Genomic DNA, 14,475 nt, shown 5'->3' on the forward strand with positions numbered 1-14,475 from the left:
TTCCCGACCGTTGCCCGAATGTGAACCCCGTGTTACCGGGATTTCCGGAGACGGCCGGACGGCGGGCCCCCACCGCCCCGGGCCGCCCCACCCCGCGGTGCACCGGATACATTCCGCACCGGCGCCCCGGTCCGGGCAGACTGGCGGCATGACCGCACACGCTGCTTCCGCCGTACCGCTGCGGGTCGGCCTCGTCGGGGCGGGCCCCTGGGCCCGCCTGACCCATGCCCCCGCCCTCGCCGCGCACCCCGGTGCCGTACTGAGCGGGGTGTGGGGCCGCCGTCCCGAAGCGGCCGGCGCGCTCGCCGCCGTCCACGGCACCGAGGCGTACACGGGTGAGGCGGGCATCGACGCGCTCCTGGCCACGAGCGACGCGGTGGCGTTCGCCGTGCCACCGGACATCCAGGCGCCCCTGGCCGCGCGGGCCGCCGACGCCGGATGCCACCTCCTGCTGGACAAACCGGTCGCCACCACCGTGGCGGGTGCGCGCCAGGCCGCCGACGCGGCCGAGCGGGCCCAGGTCGCCTCCGTGGTCTTCTGCACGCTGCGATTCGCCGGGGGCACGGCCGGGTGGATCGCCGAGCAGGCAGCGGCGGGCGGCTGGTTCACGGCACGCGCCCTCTGGATCGGCGCTCTGTTCGCCCCGGGCGCGAGCAGCGAGTTCGCCGCCTCGCCCTGGCGCCGGGAGAAGGGCGGACTGTGGGACGTGGGCCCGCACGCGCTCTCGGTCCTGATCCCGGTCCTGGGCGACGTGACGCGGGTGGCCGCGGCCCGCGGCCCGGCCGACGCCGCGCATCTGCTGCTGCGCCATGCCTCCGGCGCGTCGAGCACGGTGACGCTCGCCCTGGACGCGCCGGAGGGCGCGGTCGGCACCGAGGTCGAGTTCCGGGGCGAGCGGGGAGTGGCCACCCTGCCCGGGGGAGGCGGCGACGCGCCCGGCGCTTTCCGGGCGGCCGTGGACGCGCTGGCCGACGCGGCGCGTACGGGGGTGGCGCACCCCTGCGACGTACGGTTCGGCCTGCGGCTCACCGAGGTCCTCGCCGAGGCGGAGACGGCGCTGAGGAGGGCCTGAACCGCCCTCCCCGGCACGGAATCGAACCGCATCGGGAACCGGCGCGGGCCGCTACGTCCCGGTGAGCGCCGCGTGCGCCTCCAGGAGGAAGCGCCGTACGGCTGCCGCCTCCCGGTCGTCGAGGGTGCGCAGGAGATCCGCCATCCGGGCCAGGGGAGGCCCGAAGAACTCCTGCCCCTGGTCCACGGCCCGTGCGGTGACCGTGAGCAGCACACGGCGGCGGTCGTGCGCGTCCCGGGTGCGGACGACATGACCGAGGCGCTCCAGCCGGTCGATGAGCGCGGTGGTGCCCGCGGAGTTGAGTCCCAGCCGCGCCCCGAGCCGGCCGGCGGTGACCGGCGTCCCCGCGCGGCCCGCGTCGAGCAGGCAGATCAGCGCGCGTACGTCGGTGGGGTGCATCCCGTGCCGAGCGGCGAACTCCGCCTGCCGCAGCCCGAATTCGACCGACACCCGGCGCAGCAGATGGACCGTCGCCATCTCCGGCCCGTCCGGCCCGTCCTCCTCGGTCATTCCCTCACGTTATCTCGCCGAGCGAGATAACGTGAGGGGCTGGAGGCACCCATGACGCACGCACCCCGCACCGCCCCACCGGGATTCCACGCCGCGTACGACGAGGTCCTGGCCGCCGACTGGCCTGCCGGGACGGTCTCCTCCCAGGTCCGGACCCCCTACGGCACGACGCACATCAACAGCTGCGGACCCGGGGGCGCGCCACCCCTGATCCTGCTGCCCGGCGGCGGCGCCCCCTCCACCGTGTGGTCCGCCCAGGCGGCCGGCCTCGGACGCACCCACCGGATCCACGCGGTCGATCTCGTCGGCGAGCCGGGCCGCAGCACGACGGGGGAGCGCCCGCTCCGGTCGGCGGCCGGCCTGACGGCGTGGCTCGACGCGGTACTGGACGGCCTGGAGACGGAGTCAGCCGCGCTCTGCGGCCATTCGTACGGCGGCTGGATCGCTCTGCGGTACGCCCTGCACGCACCCCGGCGCGTCAGCCGGCTCGTCCTGGTGGATCCGACCCTGTGCTTCGCCGGCTTCCGCCCCGGTTATCTGCTGCACGCCGCGCCGATGCTGCTCCGCCCCACGGTCCGCCGCACCCGTGCCTTCCTGGCCTGGGAGACGAGGGGGGCGTCCTTCAGCCCGGCCTGGACGAAGCTGCGGGACGAGGCGGTGGGCTTCCCCTCCGCCCGTCCGGTCACCGGGCCCAGACCTTCGCCCGAGGAGCTGCGCGGCCTGGACGTGCCGACGCTCGTCCTGCTCGCCGAGGACAGCCGGGCCCACGACGCCGGCCGGGTCGCCGCGGCGGCGACCCGGCTGCTTCCGTACGCCACGACGGCGACGCTCGCGGGGGCCACCCACCACTCCGTGCCGCAGGCCGCTCCCGCAGCCGCCGAGATCAGCCGCCGTATCGAGGACTTCCTCAGCGCCCCAGCGCGTCCCGTACCGCCTCGTCCGTCCGCGCCACCACGGCCGAACCGTCCTGGGCGGTGATGATCGGGCGCTGGATCAGCTTCGGGTGCGAGGCAAGCGCGGTGATCCACCGCTCGCGCGAACCGGCGTCCTTCGCCCACTCCCTGACCCCGAGCTCCTTCGCCTCCGCCTCCTGGGTCCGGGTGATGTCCCACGGCTCGAGCCCGAGCCGGTCGAGCACGGCCCGGATCTCCTCCACGGACGGCACGTCCTCCAGGTATCGGCGGACGGTGTAGTCGGCGCCCTCCGCGTCGAGCAGACTCAGCGCGCTGCGGCACTTCGAACAGGCGGGATTGATCCAGATCTCCATGGGGCCCAGGGTACGGGAGGGAACCCCAAAAGGGCCTCTGGCCAGGGGTGATTGTCAGTGCGGGGGAGTAGAATCGAGGGAGTTCGTGAGGGTTCCACCACCGTGCCAGGAGGTTGCCGATGGCCGTCGCCACAGTCACGACCGAGCCGCTCCACACACCGCTGCGGAAGAAGCCGCTCCCCGCAGGCCGGCCCCGCGAGTGGTACGTCTCCCACAACCGCCGCCTCAAGGCCATGCGCCTGGCGATATCCCTGCTCGACACCGGCGTCTACCAGCCGTCGAGCGCCGGCAACGCCCGTATCCGCGCGGAGGCGGCCCGCCTCGCCATCCACCCGCCGTCCGACACCACCTGCCGTATGGTCCGTGCCCTGATCCGCTACGGCCGCTGATCCGGCCCGCCTGCTCCCCCGGAGGACCCGGGGGAGCAGGGGTGTGCCTCCCACGCGCCGGGGGACGGGTGCGAGGCCGCACACCCTCTCTCGCCGACCGGCCTCCACCCGCACGTGGGGCGAGTCACAGACAACGCACCTGAGGTATGGGAACTTCAACTCTGTTACTCCTCAGTTGAGTTACCGACATGCGCGTGGAGAGGGTCGTATGAGCACTCTGCAAGCCGTCACGCTCGACCAGGTGGTCGACACCGACCGCTACCCCCTGTCGGACCCCGAAAGCCCCGAAGCCCGTGCCGTCGTCGCGCGGGCGAGGCGCGAACTGGCCGAGGCCGGCTGCACCGTACTGCCGGACTTCGTCCGGCCCTCGCTCCACCGGGTCCTGCGACAGGAGTGCGCCGCCCTCGCCCCGCACGCGTACTTCGACGTCGAGACGGTCAACGTCTACAACATCGACGTCGACGCGGACCTGCCCGAGCACCACCCCGGCCGGCGCACCTTCGAGCGCGGCAACGCGTTCGTCGCCCGTGACCGCATCCCCGGCAACGCCCTCATCAGCAGGCTCCACGCCCATGAGTCGTTCCGGCGTTTCGTCGCCGACTGCTTCGGACTGTCCCGCCTGTACGAGCTCGCCGACCCGCTCTCGGGACTCGTGCTCAACGTCGTACGGCCGGGCACGGAGCACCCCTGGCACTTCGACACCAACGAGTACACGGTCAGCATGCTGACCCAGGAGGCACAGGAGGGCGGTTCCTTCGAGTACTGCCCGAACATCCGGTCCGCCGACGACGAGCACTTCGACGACGTCCGCGACGTCCTTGACGGCCGCGGCGCACGGCGGCCCGAGCGGCTGCCCCTGCGGCCGGGGGACCTGCAGCTGTTCAAGGGCCGCTACTCGCTGCACCGGGTCAGCCCCGTCCGGGGCGCCCTCGCACGCCACAGCGCGATCTTCGCCTACAGCGAGCGCCCCGGAGTCATCGGGAGCGTGGCGCGGACCAGGCAGCTCTTCGGCCGCGTACTGCCCGAACACCTGGCGGCGGAGGGCCGGGCGGTTCGGGGGGACCAGCTCCTGGACTAGAGCACCGGCGAACGGTTCCAGGCACTGCCACGCGCCCCACCGAGGAGAACCCCTTGCGTTTCGACGCGTCCGGAAAAATCTCGCTGGACCACATCTACACCGCGCCCGACCCCCGCACGTACTTCCAGGTGCTCCGCCCGCTCGGCTACTGCGTCCCCCAGCTGGCCAAGCCCTGGTTCGACAAGCTGATCAAGGAGTACCGGGAGACGGAACAGGTCGGCGTCCCCAAGGTCCTGGACATCGGCTGCTCGTACGGGATCAACGCAGCGCTGCTCAAGTACGACGCCACGATGGACGAGCTGTACACCCGCTACGACGGCAGCGGGGCGAGGACCCGGGCCGAGCTGCTGGAGCGGGACCGGGAGTTCTCCCGCTCCCGCAGCCCCGCGCACGGCCTGCGTTTCACCGGCCTGGACGCCTCCACCGAAGCCCTGGCCTACGCGCGCGAAGCGGGATTCCTCGACGACACCGTCGACGCCGACCTCGAGGCGAACGACCCCACCCCCGCGCAGCGGGACCTGCTCGCCGGGACGGACCTGGTCATCTCGACGGGCTGCATCGGCTACGTCACCGAGCGCACCCTCACCCGGGTCGTCCACGCGCAGGAAGGCCGTCTCCCCTGGATGGCGCACTTCGTGCTGCGGATGTTCCCCTTCGCCCCCGTGGAAGAGGCCCTGGCGGAGCTGGGCTACCGGACGACGAGAGTCGACGAGGTGTTCAGACAACGACGGTTCGCAGGCCCGCAGGAGCAGCGGGGCGTCCTGGACAGCCTGTCCGCTGCCGGCATCGACGCGAGCGGACTGGAGGCGGACGGCTGGCTCTACGCTCAGCTCCACCTCTCCCGGCCGCAGCGCCGGCAGACACCCTCCACACCCACCGCCCCACCGACCGACTGAGAAGAGAGCCGCATTGAACGCCAGCCAGGAAGCAGCAGTGGCCGGGACCTTCGCCCGTGAGGACAGTCTCCCGCGCGTGCCGCTGCCCACGCTCGAGGCGAGCTGCGAGAGGTTCCTCGCCTGGTGCGCACCCCTGCTGACCGCCGAGGAGCGGGCAGCCACGGAGGCCGAGGTCACCGCCTTCCTGCGGCCCGGCGGCCCCGGCCGGACACTGCACGCGGCGCTCGCGGAGTACGACGCGGCGGAGGGCGTGCACAGCTGGCTCGACACCTTCTGGCCGTACCGCTACCTCGGCCGCCGGGACCGGATCGCGCTCAACGCCAACTTCTTCTTCCTGTTCCAGGACACCGGCCAGGACCGGATCGACCGGGCGGCAGGGCTCGTCGCGGGAGCGCTGCACTACAAGCGACAGCTCGACGGGGGGCTGATCGCGCCGGTGGAGCAGCGGGGCGTGCCCCAGTCGATGGTGCAGAACAAGTACCTCTTCTCCACCACCCGCATCCCCGGGGTGCCACTGGACACCGTGCGCGCCCCGTACGGCGAGCAGGCGCCCGGCCCGTCCACGGCCCGGCACATCGTGGTGTTCTTCCGGGGCACCGCGTTCCGGCTGGACGTGCTCGGCCCCGGCGGGGACCCGCACAGCCTCGACGAGATCGGGGCCGGGCTGCGCGCCGTCACCGAGGCGGGCGTCCACACGGCCCAGGAGGACAGGGCCGGCCACCTCACCACCATGGCACGGGCGGAATGGGCGGCCGCCCGGGCGTCCCTCGTCGCCGGCCGCCCCGGCAACGCCCGGACACTGGACGACATCGAGACCGCCCTCTTCTGCGTCTGCCTGGAGGACTTCGCGCCCGACGGCATCCAGGCCGCCTGCGACGAACTGCTGTACGGAGACCGCGGCAACCGCTGGTTCGACAAGGCCGTCTCCTTCGTCGTGTTCGCGGACGGCCGGGCCGGCATCAACGTCGAGCACTGCGAGCTGGACGGGACGACCGTCCTCAGCTTCACCGACGCCCTGCTCGGCACCCCGCCGGACGAGCACTCCCGCCGGTCCGGGGCACGCTCCCAGGGCGAACCGGTGCCGCACCCCCTGACCTTCGAGCTGGACGCGGCCCTGCGGTCACAGGTGCGCTCCGCAGCCGAGGCGTTCGCCGCGTACGGTCACGACACCGCCACCCGCACCGTGTCCTTCGACGACTTCGGCAGCACGGCCGCCAAGGCGCTCGGGGTCTCCCCGGACGCCTTCGTCCAGGCCGCGTACCAGCTGGCCCACCAGCGGGCCAAGGGCCACCTGGGAGCCACGTACGAATCGATCGCCACCCGCCAGTACCGCCACGGCCGCACCGAGGCGATGCGCGTCGTCACCCCCGAGACGCACGCCTTCGTGGCGGCGATGGACGACCCCTCGGCCGGCCGCGAAACGCGCCGCGCCGCCTTCAGGGCCGCCGCCGGAGCCCATGTGGCGCGGGCGAGGGAATGCCAGGCGGGCGAGGCCCCCGAGCAGCACCTCTGGGAACTGGAACTGATCCAGCGCCGCCGCGGCGACGAACTCGGGGTACCCGAGCAGCCCGCCCTGTACCGCTCCCCGGGGTGGCTCACCATGCGGGACGACTACCTGAGCACGAGCTCGGCACCGTCCGAGAACATCCAGTACTTCGGCTTCGGCTCCACGAGCAGCCGCTGCATCGGCGTCGCCTACGTCCTGCTGCCGAACCGCTTCAACCTCTACCTGAGCACCCCGCGCGCGGTGGCCGGCCAGATGCACGCCTTCGCGGACCGGCTGCGCGAGGCGGTCGCCGAGCTGCGGGAACTGCTGACGGACTGACCTGGGGCGCGGAGCGGAGGGGGCCGTGCCCCGGCCCTCCGCACCCGGCCTCACGCGCTCTCGTGACCGGACACGGCCGAAGGGCCGCCGCCCCGTCCTGCGGGGCGGCGGCCCTTCGGCATACCGGTGAGCCCGTGACCCCTAGAGGTCGAAGTACAGCTCGAACTCGTGCGGGTGCGGGCGCAGCTGGATCGGGGCGATCTCGTGGGTCCGCTTGTAGTCGATCCACGTCTCGATCAGGTCGGGCGTGAAGACCCCGCCGGCCTGGAGGTACTCGTGGTCGGCCTCGAGCGCGTCGAGGACCGCCGGGAGCGAGGTCGGGACCTGCTGGACGCTCGCGTGCTCCTCGGGGGCCAGCTCGTAGAGGTCCTTGTCGATCGGCTCCGGCGGCTCGATCTTGTTCTTGACGCCGTCCAGGCCGGCCATCAGCAGGGCCGAGAACGCCAGGTACGGGTTCGAGGACGGGTCGGGGGCGCGGAACTCGACGCGCTTGGCCTTCGGGTTGGAGCCCGTGATCGGGATACGCATCGCGGCGGAGCGGTTGCGCTGCGAGTACACCATGTTCACCGGGGCCTCGAAGCCGGGGACCAGGCGGTGGTAGGAGTTCACCGTCGGGTTGGTGAAGGCCAGCAGCGACGGGGCGTGCTTCAGGATGCCGCCGATGTAGTAACGCGCCATGTCCGAAAGGCCCGCGTAGCCCTGCTCGTCGTAGAACAGCGGGGAGCCGCCGGACCACAGGGACTGGTGGACGTGCATGCCCGAGCCGTTGTCGCCGAAGATCGGCTTCGGCATGAAGGTCGCGGTCTTGCCGTTGCGCCAGGCGACGTTCTTCACGATGTACTTGAAGAGCATCAGGTCGTCGGCCGCGGCGAGCAGCGTGTTGAACTTGTAGTTGATCTCGGCCTGGCCGGCGGTGCCGACCTCGTGGTGCTGGCGCTCGACCTGGAGGCCGTTCTTGTCCAGCTCCATGGAGATCTCGGCGCGCAGGTCGGCGAAGTGGTCGACCGGCGGGGTCGGGAAGTAGCCGCCCTTGTAGCGGACCTTGTAACCACGGTTGTTCTCGACCGCACCGGTGTTCCAGGCGCCGGCCTCGGAGTCGATGTGGTAGAAGCTCTCGTTCGCCGACGTCTGGAAACGGACGTTGTCGAAGACGTAGAACTCGGCCTCGGGGCCGAAGTACGCGGTGTCGGCGATACCGGTCGACGTGAGGTAGGCCTCGGCCTTCTTGGCCACGTTCCGCGGGTCACGGCTGTACTGCTCGCCGGTGATCGGGTCGTGGATGAAGAAGTTGATGTTCACGGTCTTGTCGCGGCGGAACGGGTCGACACGGGCCGTCGTCAGGTCCGCGCGGAGCGCCATGTCGGACTCGTGGATCGCCTGGAAGCCGCGGATCGACGAGCCGTCGAAAGCCAGTTCCTCGGCCGGGTCGAAGGACGCCGCCGGGATCGTGAAGTGCTGCATCACACCCGGCAGGTCGCAGAACCGGACGTCGACGAACTTGACGTCGTTGTCGGCGATGTACTTCTGGACTTCGTCGGCGTTCTGGAACATCCAACTCCTCCTACTCCCGACCCGGGAAAGGGCGGGGTTGCAGCTCGTTTGTGCGGCCAGTGCGGTGGCACACGCTGGACCCGACCATAGGCAGACGGGATTTCTCCAGCATGACCCATTTGTTTCGCACAAGTTAACCAGGGCGCCTGCGGGCGGCACCTCGACGACGTGTTCGGTGCCCCGCCCGGCCTGGCGCAAACGCGGGCGCAGTACCGTGGACGGGTGGACAACAGGCAAGCAATCGGATCGTGGCTCTCGGGGCCGCGCGCGGCGGCCGAGCAGATGGGCGCCGACTTCGGTTACCGGGGCGAGCGCCTCGGTCTGCCCCAGGAAGGGCCGGGGTCCGTGGCCCCGCTCGGCCGGCGCTTCGGGGCCCTCTTCATCGACTGGGCCGTGTGCATGGTGATCGCATACGGGCTGATCGCTCGCGGTGACCAGCAGGCGACCGGGAACTGGGCGCTCGCCGTCTTTCTCGTCATGAGCCTGCTGACGGTCGGAACGGTCGGTTCCACCCCGGGCAAGCGGCTTCTGGGGCTGCGCGTCATCGGTGAGGACGGCGGACGGCTCGGCCCCGTGCGGGTCGTCGTCCGCAGCGTGCTGCTCCTCCTGGTGATCCCGGCCATCGTCTGGGACCGCGACAGCCGCGGCCTCCACGACCGGCTGGCCCGCGCCGTCCAGGTCCGCACCTGAGACGCGCCGGCGGCCACATGCCATGGGAGCGGCCCCGGACGAGGATTCGTCCGGGGCCGCTCCCATGGCATGTGGCCGGTCAGCGCATCTTTCCGCCGCGCGGCATCCGCATGCCCTTCGGCATCGGTCCCTTCGGCAGCGGCATGTTGCTCATCAGGTCACCCATCGCCCGGAGCCGGTCGTTGGCGGCGGTCACCTGCGGTCCGGTCAGGACCCGCGGAAGCTTCAGCATCGTGGTGCGCACCTTCTTCAGCGGCACCTGGCCCTCGCCGTCACCGACGATGATGTCGTGCACCGGTACGTCGACGACGATGCGGGCCATCCGCCTCTTCTCGGCCGCCAGCAGGCTCTTCACCCGGTTCGGGTTGCCCTCGGCGACCAGGACGATGCCCGCCTTGCCGACCGCCCGGTGGACGACGTCCTGGCTGCGGTTCATCGCGACGGCCGGAGTCGTGGTCCAGCCACGGCCCACCCGGTCCAGCACCGCCGCGGCCGCGCCCGGCTGGCCCTCCATCTGGCCGAAGGCCGCGCGCTCGGCACGCCGCCCGAAGATGATCGCCATCGCGAGGAACGCCAGTACGAAGCCCAGGATGCCCGCGTAGACCGGGTGACCGATCAGGAAACCGATGGCGAGGAGGACACCGAAGGTGATGATTCCCACACCCGCGACGACGAGACCCACCTTGGGGTCCGACCGCCTGGTCATCTTGTAGGTCAGGGCGATCTGCTTGAGCCGCCCTGCGTTCTCGGCGCTGTCCGCGCCGTCGGTGTTTGCCTTCCTCGCCATGAACCGAAGTTTACGTGGCCCGGGACCCGCCTAGGAACGGTGGTCGGCCACAGCCTTGAGCACGTACTCCACCTCGACCCGGTCCTGCGCCCTGCGGCGGTCCTCCAGGACCGCCGTCCAGGCGTTGCGGCGGGCGGTGCGCTGGCCGCTGCTCATCAGCAGCGACTCGACCGCGCGGAGTGCGGTGGTGACGGTAGGGATGGCGTTGGCTCGTACCGGTGCGGCCTGCATGGCGGGTGTTCCCCCTCGGAACGTGTGCGCGCGTCCGGCGCGCACTGGACAGCGGGAAGCGATGACGGCGACGGCTGAGGAAGCCACCGCGTGTGTACCTAGGGTCACTGTTCGGTGTTACCAGTGCATGACCGGTCGGTCAAACACCAATGAAACTCTGATTCCGGCGCCCCGCACGCCGACGCGGCCCATACGGGCCCCCGGACCTGCGGAGGACGTACGGGCCGCGTCGTTGCGGCTCTTACCGTTCAGTAGGGCCTTGTGCGCCGATTCACAGGACCGGAGCGGGCGCGGAGGCCGCGCCGCGCCGCTCCATCGCCTGCTGGAAGAGCCGTCCCGCGCGGTAGGAGGAACGCACCAGCGGACCCGACATGACGCCGGAGTAACCGATCGCGTCGGCCTCGTCCTTCAGCTCCACGAACTCGTGCGGCTTCACCCAGCGCTCGACCGGGTGGTGCCGTGCGGAGGGCCGGAGGTACTGCGTGATCGTGATGAGCTCGCAACCCGCGTCGTACAGGTCCTGGAGCGCCTCGCTGACTTCCTCGCGGGTCTCGCCCATGCCGAGGATCAGGTTGGACTTCGTCACCAGGCCGGCCTCCCGGGCCCGCGTGATGACCTCCAGGGAGCGCTCGTAGCGGAAGCCGGGCCGGATCCGCTTGAAGATCCGCGGCACCGTCTCGACGTTGTGCGCGAGCACCTGCGGGCGCGAGGAGAAGACCTCGGCCAGCTGCGCGGGCTCCGCGTTGAAGTCGGGGATGAGCAGCTCCACCTTCGTGGCGCCGCCCTCCCGGCCGGCGGTCTGCGCGTGGATCTGGCGCACGGTCTCCGCGTACAGCCACGCGCCGCCGTCGTCCAGGTCGTCGCGCGCGACGCCGGTGATCGTGGCGTAGTTCAGGTCCATCGTCACGACGGACTCACCCACGCGGCGCGGCTCGTCACGGTCCAGCGCCTGCGGCTTCCCCGTGTCGATCTGGCAGAAGTCGCAGCGCCGGGTGCACTGGTCGCCGCCGATGAGGAACGTCGCCTCGCGGTCCTCCCAGCACTCGTAGATGTTCGGGCAGCCGGCCTCCTGGCACACGGTGTGCAGTCCCTCGCCCTTCACGAGCGCCTGCATCTTGGTGTACTCGGGACCCATCTTCGCCCGGGTTTTGATCCACTCGGGCTTGCGCTCGATGGGGGTCTGGCTGTTTCGGACCTCCAGGCGCAGCATCTTGCGCCCGTCGGGTGCGACACCGGACACTCCGGCACCCCTTTGCTTTCGCTGCATTGGATTCTTCGGCGAACACCAGGGTACGCCTGTGGTTAGAACGGTCTTACGTATGGCCAACCTGTGGCCGAGGGGCCCTGTTCCGCGGGGACCGCGCCCTCAGGCGGACGCCGCGGCCTTCGGGGGCTCCGGGGCCCGGACGACGCGGGGCGCGAGCTCCGCGTTCTCCAGGACGTCCCTCAGGTGTCTCTCCGCGACGGGGAGGACCTCGGCGATCGTGATCTCGCGGCCGAGTTCGTACGAGAGCGAGGTCACGCCCGCGTCCCGGATGCCGCACGGCACGATCCTGTCGAACCAGGTGTTGTCCGGGTTCACGTTCAGCGCGAAGCCGTGCATGGTCACACCCTTGGCGACCCGGATGCCGATCGCGGCCAGCTTGCGGTCCTCGCGGCGCTGGCCGGCGTTGGACGGCGCGTACTCGGGGCCGTTCAGCCGGGGATCGAACTCCTCGTCGTGCAGCCGGGGGTCGAAGTCGAGCGAGAGCCCGCCGGGCGCGGGGCGGTCCTCGACCGGGTCACCGAGGACCCAGACGCCGCTGCGGCCCTCGACCCGGCTGGTCACCACGCCGAACTCGGCGGCCGTACGGATCAGCGCGTCCTCGAGGCGGCGGACATGGGCGACCACGTCCACCGGACGGGGCAGCTTCATGATCGGGTAGCCGACGAGCTGTCCCGGACCGTGCCAGGTGATCTTCCCGCCGCGGTCGACGTCGACGACGGGGGTGCCGTCCAGCGGGCGTTCGCTCTCCGTGGTGCGCCGTCCCGCGGTGTAGACGGGCGGGTGCTCGAGGAGCAGGCAGGTGTCGGGGACGGCGTCCTCGAACCGGGCGGCATGCACCTCGCGCTGCTTCTGCCAGGCCTCCTGGTAGTCGACCCGTTCCTCACCGAATCCCAGACGGACGAACCGCAGCTCACTCACTCGGGTGCCTCCCTACTCGCGGTGCCGGAGGGCCGGGGGTGTCCCCGGAGCCACGCCACCATGCACTCATGTGCGCCCTGAGCCACTGTACGACCGCTCCGGAACGCGGGGCCCGGCAGGTCGCGGACGAGCGGGTCCCGTCAGTGGTCCGACAGTCCTCACACGATCGGATGAATGTGGAGCGAAGGCCGTCGGAGCCGCCGCCGGGACAGTTAAATTCGCGCCGTTCCATGACGGGCTCGCCCGCTCCCACTCGTGGAGGAGCCCGTAAGGGCTGCCCGCCCGGCGCCGAAGGCAGGAGACCTTGCAGCTGATGTCGGAACGACCTCCGCAGCGCACCCCGAACCGGCGGCTCGCTGCCCTCATCGCGGAAGCGGGGTTCTCCCACGCGGGCCTGGCCCGCCGGGTGGACCAGCTCGGCCTCGAACACGGGCTCGACCTGCGATACGACAAGACCTCGGTGACCCGCTGGCTGCGCGGTCAGCAGCCCCGGGGCACCACCCCCGCGCTGATCGCCGAGGTCTTCACCAGACGGCTCGGACGCCGTCTCTCCGCGCAGGACCTCGGCCTGGACGCGTGCGCGCCCGTCTACGCCGGTCTGGAGTTCGCGGCCACGCCCGCCGAGGCGGTGGACATCGTCAGCGGGCTGTGGCGCAAGGACTCGGGGAGCCATGCGGAGCTGCGCAAGATCGCGTTCACGCCCGCAGGACTGGTCGTCCCCAGCAGGGACTGGCTGATCGGGCGGGCCGACGAACGGGTCGGCCGCGGTGAGCGTCCGGACCGCGCGAACGGCACCAGCGGCCTGCCCTCCCCGCGCACGCCCGCCGAGGCCCAGGAGGCACGGACTCCGCACGGGCTCCACCCGGCCGACGGGTCCGGCGCGCTGCAGGCACCCGGCACGGCATACGGGGCGGGCGTCCGCCGGGCCGGCGGTACCCGCGGCCCCGGCCCCTCCCGCCCGCCCGCCCCCACGGCGCCGCCCCTGGGCGTCCCGCGTCAGCGGCAGACCGACCGTGGCACGGGCCAGCGGGTCGGCAGCGGGGACGTGGCCGCCCTGCGCTCGGTGGGCGAGCTGTTCCGCACGCTGGACAACTCCTACGGCGGCGGCCACGCCAGGCAGGCCCTCGTCCGGTACCTGGAACACGAGGCCGAACCCATGCTCCGCGGGAGCTACGGCGAGGCGATCGGCCGCCGGCTGTTCTCCGCCGCGGCCGATCTGACGCGGCTGGCCGGCTGGACCTCGTACGACATCGCGGCGCACGGCCTCGCCCAGCGCTATTTCGTCCAGGCGCTGCGGCTCGCCCAGGCCGCCGGGGACCGGGCGTACGGTGCCTTCGTGCTGGTCACGATGAGCAGGCAGGCGGTCTACCTCGGGCACGGCAGGGAAGCCGTCCAGCTCGCACGCGTCGCGCACCAGGGCATCGGCTCCTCCGCGCCGCCCGTCGTCATGGCGCTGCTGCACGCGGTCGAGGCGCGCGGACACGGCGTCCTCGGCGAGACCAGGGCCTGTGTCGCCGCGCTCGTACGGGCGGAACGCGCGCTGGGTGCCTCGCGCCCCGGGGACGACGTGCCGCACTGGGCCCGTTACTACGACGAGGCCCAGCTCGCCGACGAGTTCGGCCACTGCCACCGCGATCTGCAGCAGTACCGCGTCGCGGCCCAGCACGCCGAGCGGTCGCTCCAGCTGCGCGCACCGGCGTATGCCCGGAGCAGGCTCTTCTGCCGGGTGGTGCTCGCCTCCGCGCGGCTGGGACTCGGCGAGCTGGACCAGGCGTGCCTGCTGGGCGCCGAGGCGGCCCAGCAGGCGGCGGAGATGCGCTCGGTGCGCGCCACGGAATACGTACGGGACTTCGAGCGCCGCCTGGAGCCGTACAGGGACGCCGTCGCCGTACGGGGGTACCGCGACCGGGTCGCCGCGCTGGGCTGACCCGGACCCCTCCGTACGATCGTGCCGGCGCCCGGAGGGGTTCCGGCCTGATCCGGCCGGGAAGCCC

Annotated in this window: 15 protein-coding genes; 8 read left to right on the top strand and 7 right to left on the bottom strand. The window is 71.8% G+C overall.

The genetic code is table 11. The features are described from left to right. Nucleotides 1-148: 148 nt before the first annotated feature. On the top strand, nt 149-1,072 hold the full coding sequence (locus ACF1FZ_RS06855) for a Gfo/Idh/MocA family protein (protein WP_391772307.1): 924 nt from the start codon (nt 149-151) through the stop codon (nt 1,070-1,072). Nucleotides 1,073-1,123: 51 nt separating this feature from the next. Here the strand turns inward: ACF1FZ_RS06855 and ACF1FZ_RS06860 are convergent, their stop codons facing one another. Continuing rightward, on the bottom strand, nt 1,124-1,582 hold the full coding sequence (locus ACF1FZ_RS06860; RefSeq protein WP_391772308.1) for a MarR family winged helix-turn-helix transcriptional regulator: 459 nt from the start codon (nt 1,580-1,582) through the stop codon (nt 1,124-1,126). Nucleotides 1,583-1,633: 51 nt separating this feature from the next. Between ACF1FZ_RS06860 and ACF1FZ_RS06865 the strand changes: the two genes are divergently transcribed. Further along, nucleotides 1,634-2,560 (top strand): alpha/beta fold hydrolase, encoded by a 927-nt coding sequence (locus ACF1FZ_RS06865; RefSeq protein WP_391772309.1) that lies wholly within the window; start codon nt 1,634-1,636, stop codon nt 2,558-2,560. Here ACF1FZ_RS06865 and ACF1FZ_RS06870 read toward each other — a convergent pair. Continuing rightward, nucleotides 2,490-2,849 carry an arsenate reductase family protein gene (locus ACF1FZ_RS06870; RefSeq protein WP_391772310.1) on the bottom strand — a complete coding sequence of 120 codons (360 nt, stop codon included), beginning with the start codon at nt 2,847-2,849 and terminating at the stop codon, nt 2,490-2,492. The two genes, ACF1FZ_RS06865 and ACF1FZ_RS06870, sit on opposite strands and share 71 nt — an antisense overlap. A 119-nt stretch (nt 2,850-2,968) precedes the next feature. Between ACF1FZ_RS06870 and ACF1FZ_RS06875 the strand changes: the two genes are divergently transcribed. The 4 genes from ACF1FZ_RS06875 to ACF1FZ_RS06890 all read left to right on the top strand — a co-directional run bounded on the left by ACF1FZ_RS06875 (nt 2,969) and on the right by ACF1FZ_RS06890 (nt 7,037). Next, complete coding sequence (locus ACF1FZ_RS06875; protein WP_391772311.1) at nt 2,969-3,238, top strand: hypothetical protein; 270 nt, start codon at nt 2,969-2,971, stop codon at nt 3,236-3,238. 208 nt (nt 3,239-3,446) lie between these two features. After that, nucleotides 3,447-4,316: an arpA protein gene (locus tag ACF1FZ_RS06880; RefSeq protein WP_391772312.1), complete on the top strand. Its 870-nt coding sequence runs from the start codon at nt 3,447-3,449 to the stop codon at nt 4,314-4,316. 53 nt (nt 4,317-4,369) lie between these two features. Continuing rightward, on the top strand, nt 4,370-5,212 hold the full coding sequence (locus tag ACF1FZ_RS06885; RefSeq protein WP_391772313.1) for a class I SAM-dependent methyltransferase: 843 nt from the start codon (nt 4,370-4,372) through the stop codon (nt 5,210-5,212). A gap of 13 nt (nt 5,213-5,225) precedes the next feature. Then, a complete protein-coding gene (locus ACF1FZ_RS06890) occupies nt 5,226-7,037 on the top strand; it encodes a choline/carnitine O-acyltransferase (RefSeq protein ID WP_391772314.1) in 1,812 nt (603 codons plus the stop codon). Between the two features lie 141 nt (nt 7,038-7,178). Here ACF1FZ_RS06890 and glnA read toward each other — a convergent pair whose 3' ends face one another. Beyond that, a complete protein-coding gene (gene glnA / locus ACF1FZ_RS06895; protein ID WP_391772315.1) occupies nt 7,179-8,588 on the bottom strand; it encodes a type I glutamate--ammonia ligase in 1,410 nt (469 codons plus the stop codon). 222 nt (nt 8,589-8,810) lie between these two features. Here glnA and ACF1FZ_RS06900 point away from each other — a divergent pair, with 222 nt between their 5' ends. Beyond that, the gene (locus ACF1FZ_RS06900; protein WP_391772316.1) at nt 8,811-9,278 is read left to right on the top strand and encodes an RDD family protein; all 468 of its coding nucleotides are present in this window, start codon (nt 8,811-8,813) and stop codon (nt 9,276-9,278) included. 79 nt (nt 9,279-9,357) lie between these two features. Here the strand turns inward: ACF1FZ_RS06900 and ACF1FZ_RS06905 are convergent, their stop codons facing one another. The 4 genes from ACF1FZ_RS06905 to lipB form a co-directional block, all read right to left on the bottom strand. Beyond that, entirely contained in the window at nt 9,358-10,065 is a 708-nt protein-coding gene (locus tag ACF1FZ_RS06905) for a DUF4191 domain-containing protein (protein WP_391772317.1), read from the bottom strand. 30 nt (nt 10,066-10,095) lie between these two features. Further along, nucleotides 10,096-10,296 (bottom strand): hypothetical protein, encoded by a 201-nt coding sequence (locus tag ACF1FZ_RS06910; RefSeq protein ID WP_391772318.1) that lies wholly within the window; start codon nt 10,294-10,296, stop codon nt 10,096-10,098. Nucleotides 10,297-10,567: 271 nt separating this feature from the next. Beyond that, nucleotides 10,568-11,536, bottom strand: coding sequence for a lipoyl synthase (gene lipA / locus ACF1FZ_RS06915; protein ID WP_391772319.1), 969 nt, complete (start codon nt 11,534-11,536; stop codon nt 10,568-10,570). 126 nt (nt 11,537-11,662) lie between these two features. Then, on the bottom strand, nt 11,663-12,481 hold the full coding sequence (gene lipB / locus ACF1FZ_RS06920) for a lipoyl(octanoyl) transferase LipB (RefSeq protein ID WP_391772320.1): 819 nt from the start codon (nt 12,479-12,481) through the stop codon (nt 11,663-11,665). 313 nt (nt 12,482-12,794) lie between these two features. Here lipB and ACF1FZ_RS06925 point away from each other — a divergent pair, with 313 nt between their 5' ends. Continuing rightward, a complete protein-coding gene (locus tag ACF1FZ_RS06925) occupies nt 12,795-14,408 on the top strand; it encodes a regulator (protein ID WP_391772321.1) in 1,614 nt (537 codons plus the stop codon). Nucleotides 14,409-14,475 lie beyond the last annotated feature (67 nt).

This window comes from Streptomyces sp. NPDC014623, from assembly GCF_043088245.1.
Lineage (GTDB): Bacteria > Actinomycetota > Actinomycetes > Streptomycetales > Streptomycetaceae > Streptomyces.

Bases quoted from the DNA above. Each gene is read 5' to 3' on its own strand.
- ACF1FZ_RS06905 (WP_391772317.1), bottom strand. From the start codon at position 10,065: ATGGCGAGGAAGGCAAACACCGACGGCGCGGACAGCGCCGAGAACGCA.
- ACF1FZ_RS06925 (WP_391772321.1), top strand. From the start codon at position 12,795: ATGTCGGAACGACCTCCGCAGCGCACCCCGAACCGGCGGCTCGCTGCC.
- ACF1FZ_RS06855 (WP_391772307.1), top strand. From the start codon at position 149: ATGACCGCACACGCTGCTTCCGCCGTACCGCTGCGGGTCGGCCTCGTC.
- ACF1FZ_RS06860 (WP_391772308.1), bottom strand. From the start codon at position 1,582: ATGACCGAGGAGGACGGGCCGGACGGGCCGGAGATGGCGACGGTCCAT.
- ACF1FZ_RS06910 (WP_391772318.1), bottom strand. From the start codon at position 10,296: ATGCAGGCCGCACCGGTACGAGCCAACGCCATCCCTACCGTCACCACC.
- ACF1FZ_RS06880 (WP_391772312.1), top strand. From the start codon at position 3,447: ATGAGCACTCTGCAAGCCGTCACGCTCGACCAGGTGGTCGACACCGAC.
- ACF1FZ_RS06875 (WP_391772311.1), top strand. From the start codon at position 2,969: ATGGCCGTCGCCACAGTCACGACCGAGCCGCTCCACACACCGCTGCGG.
- ACF1FZ_RS06865 (WP_391772309.1), top strand. From the start codon at position 1,634: ATGACGCACGCACCCCGCACCGCCCCACCGGGATTCCACGCCGCGTAC.
- ACF1FZ_RS06870 (WP_391772310.1), bottom strand. From the start codon at position 2,849: ATGGAGATCTGGATCAATCCCGCCTGTTCGAAGTGCCGCAGCGCGCTG.
- glnA (WP_391772315.1), bottom strand. From the start codon at position 8,588: ATGTTCCAGAACGCCGACGAAGTCCAGAAGTACATCGCCGACAACGAC.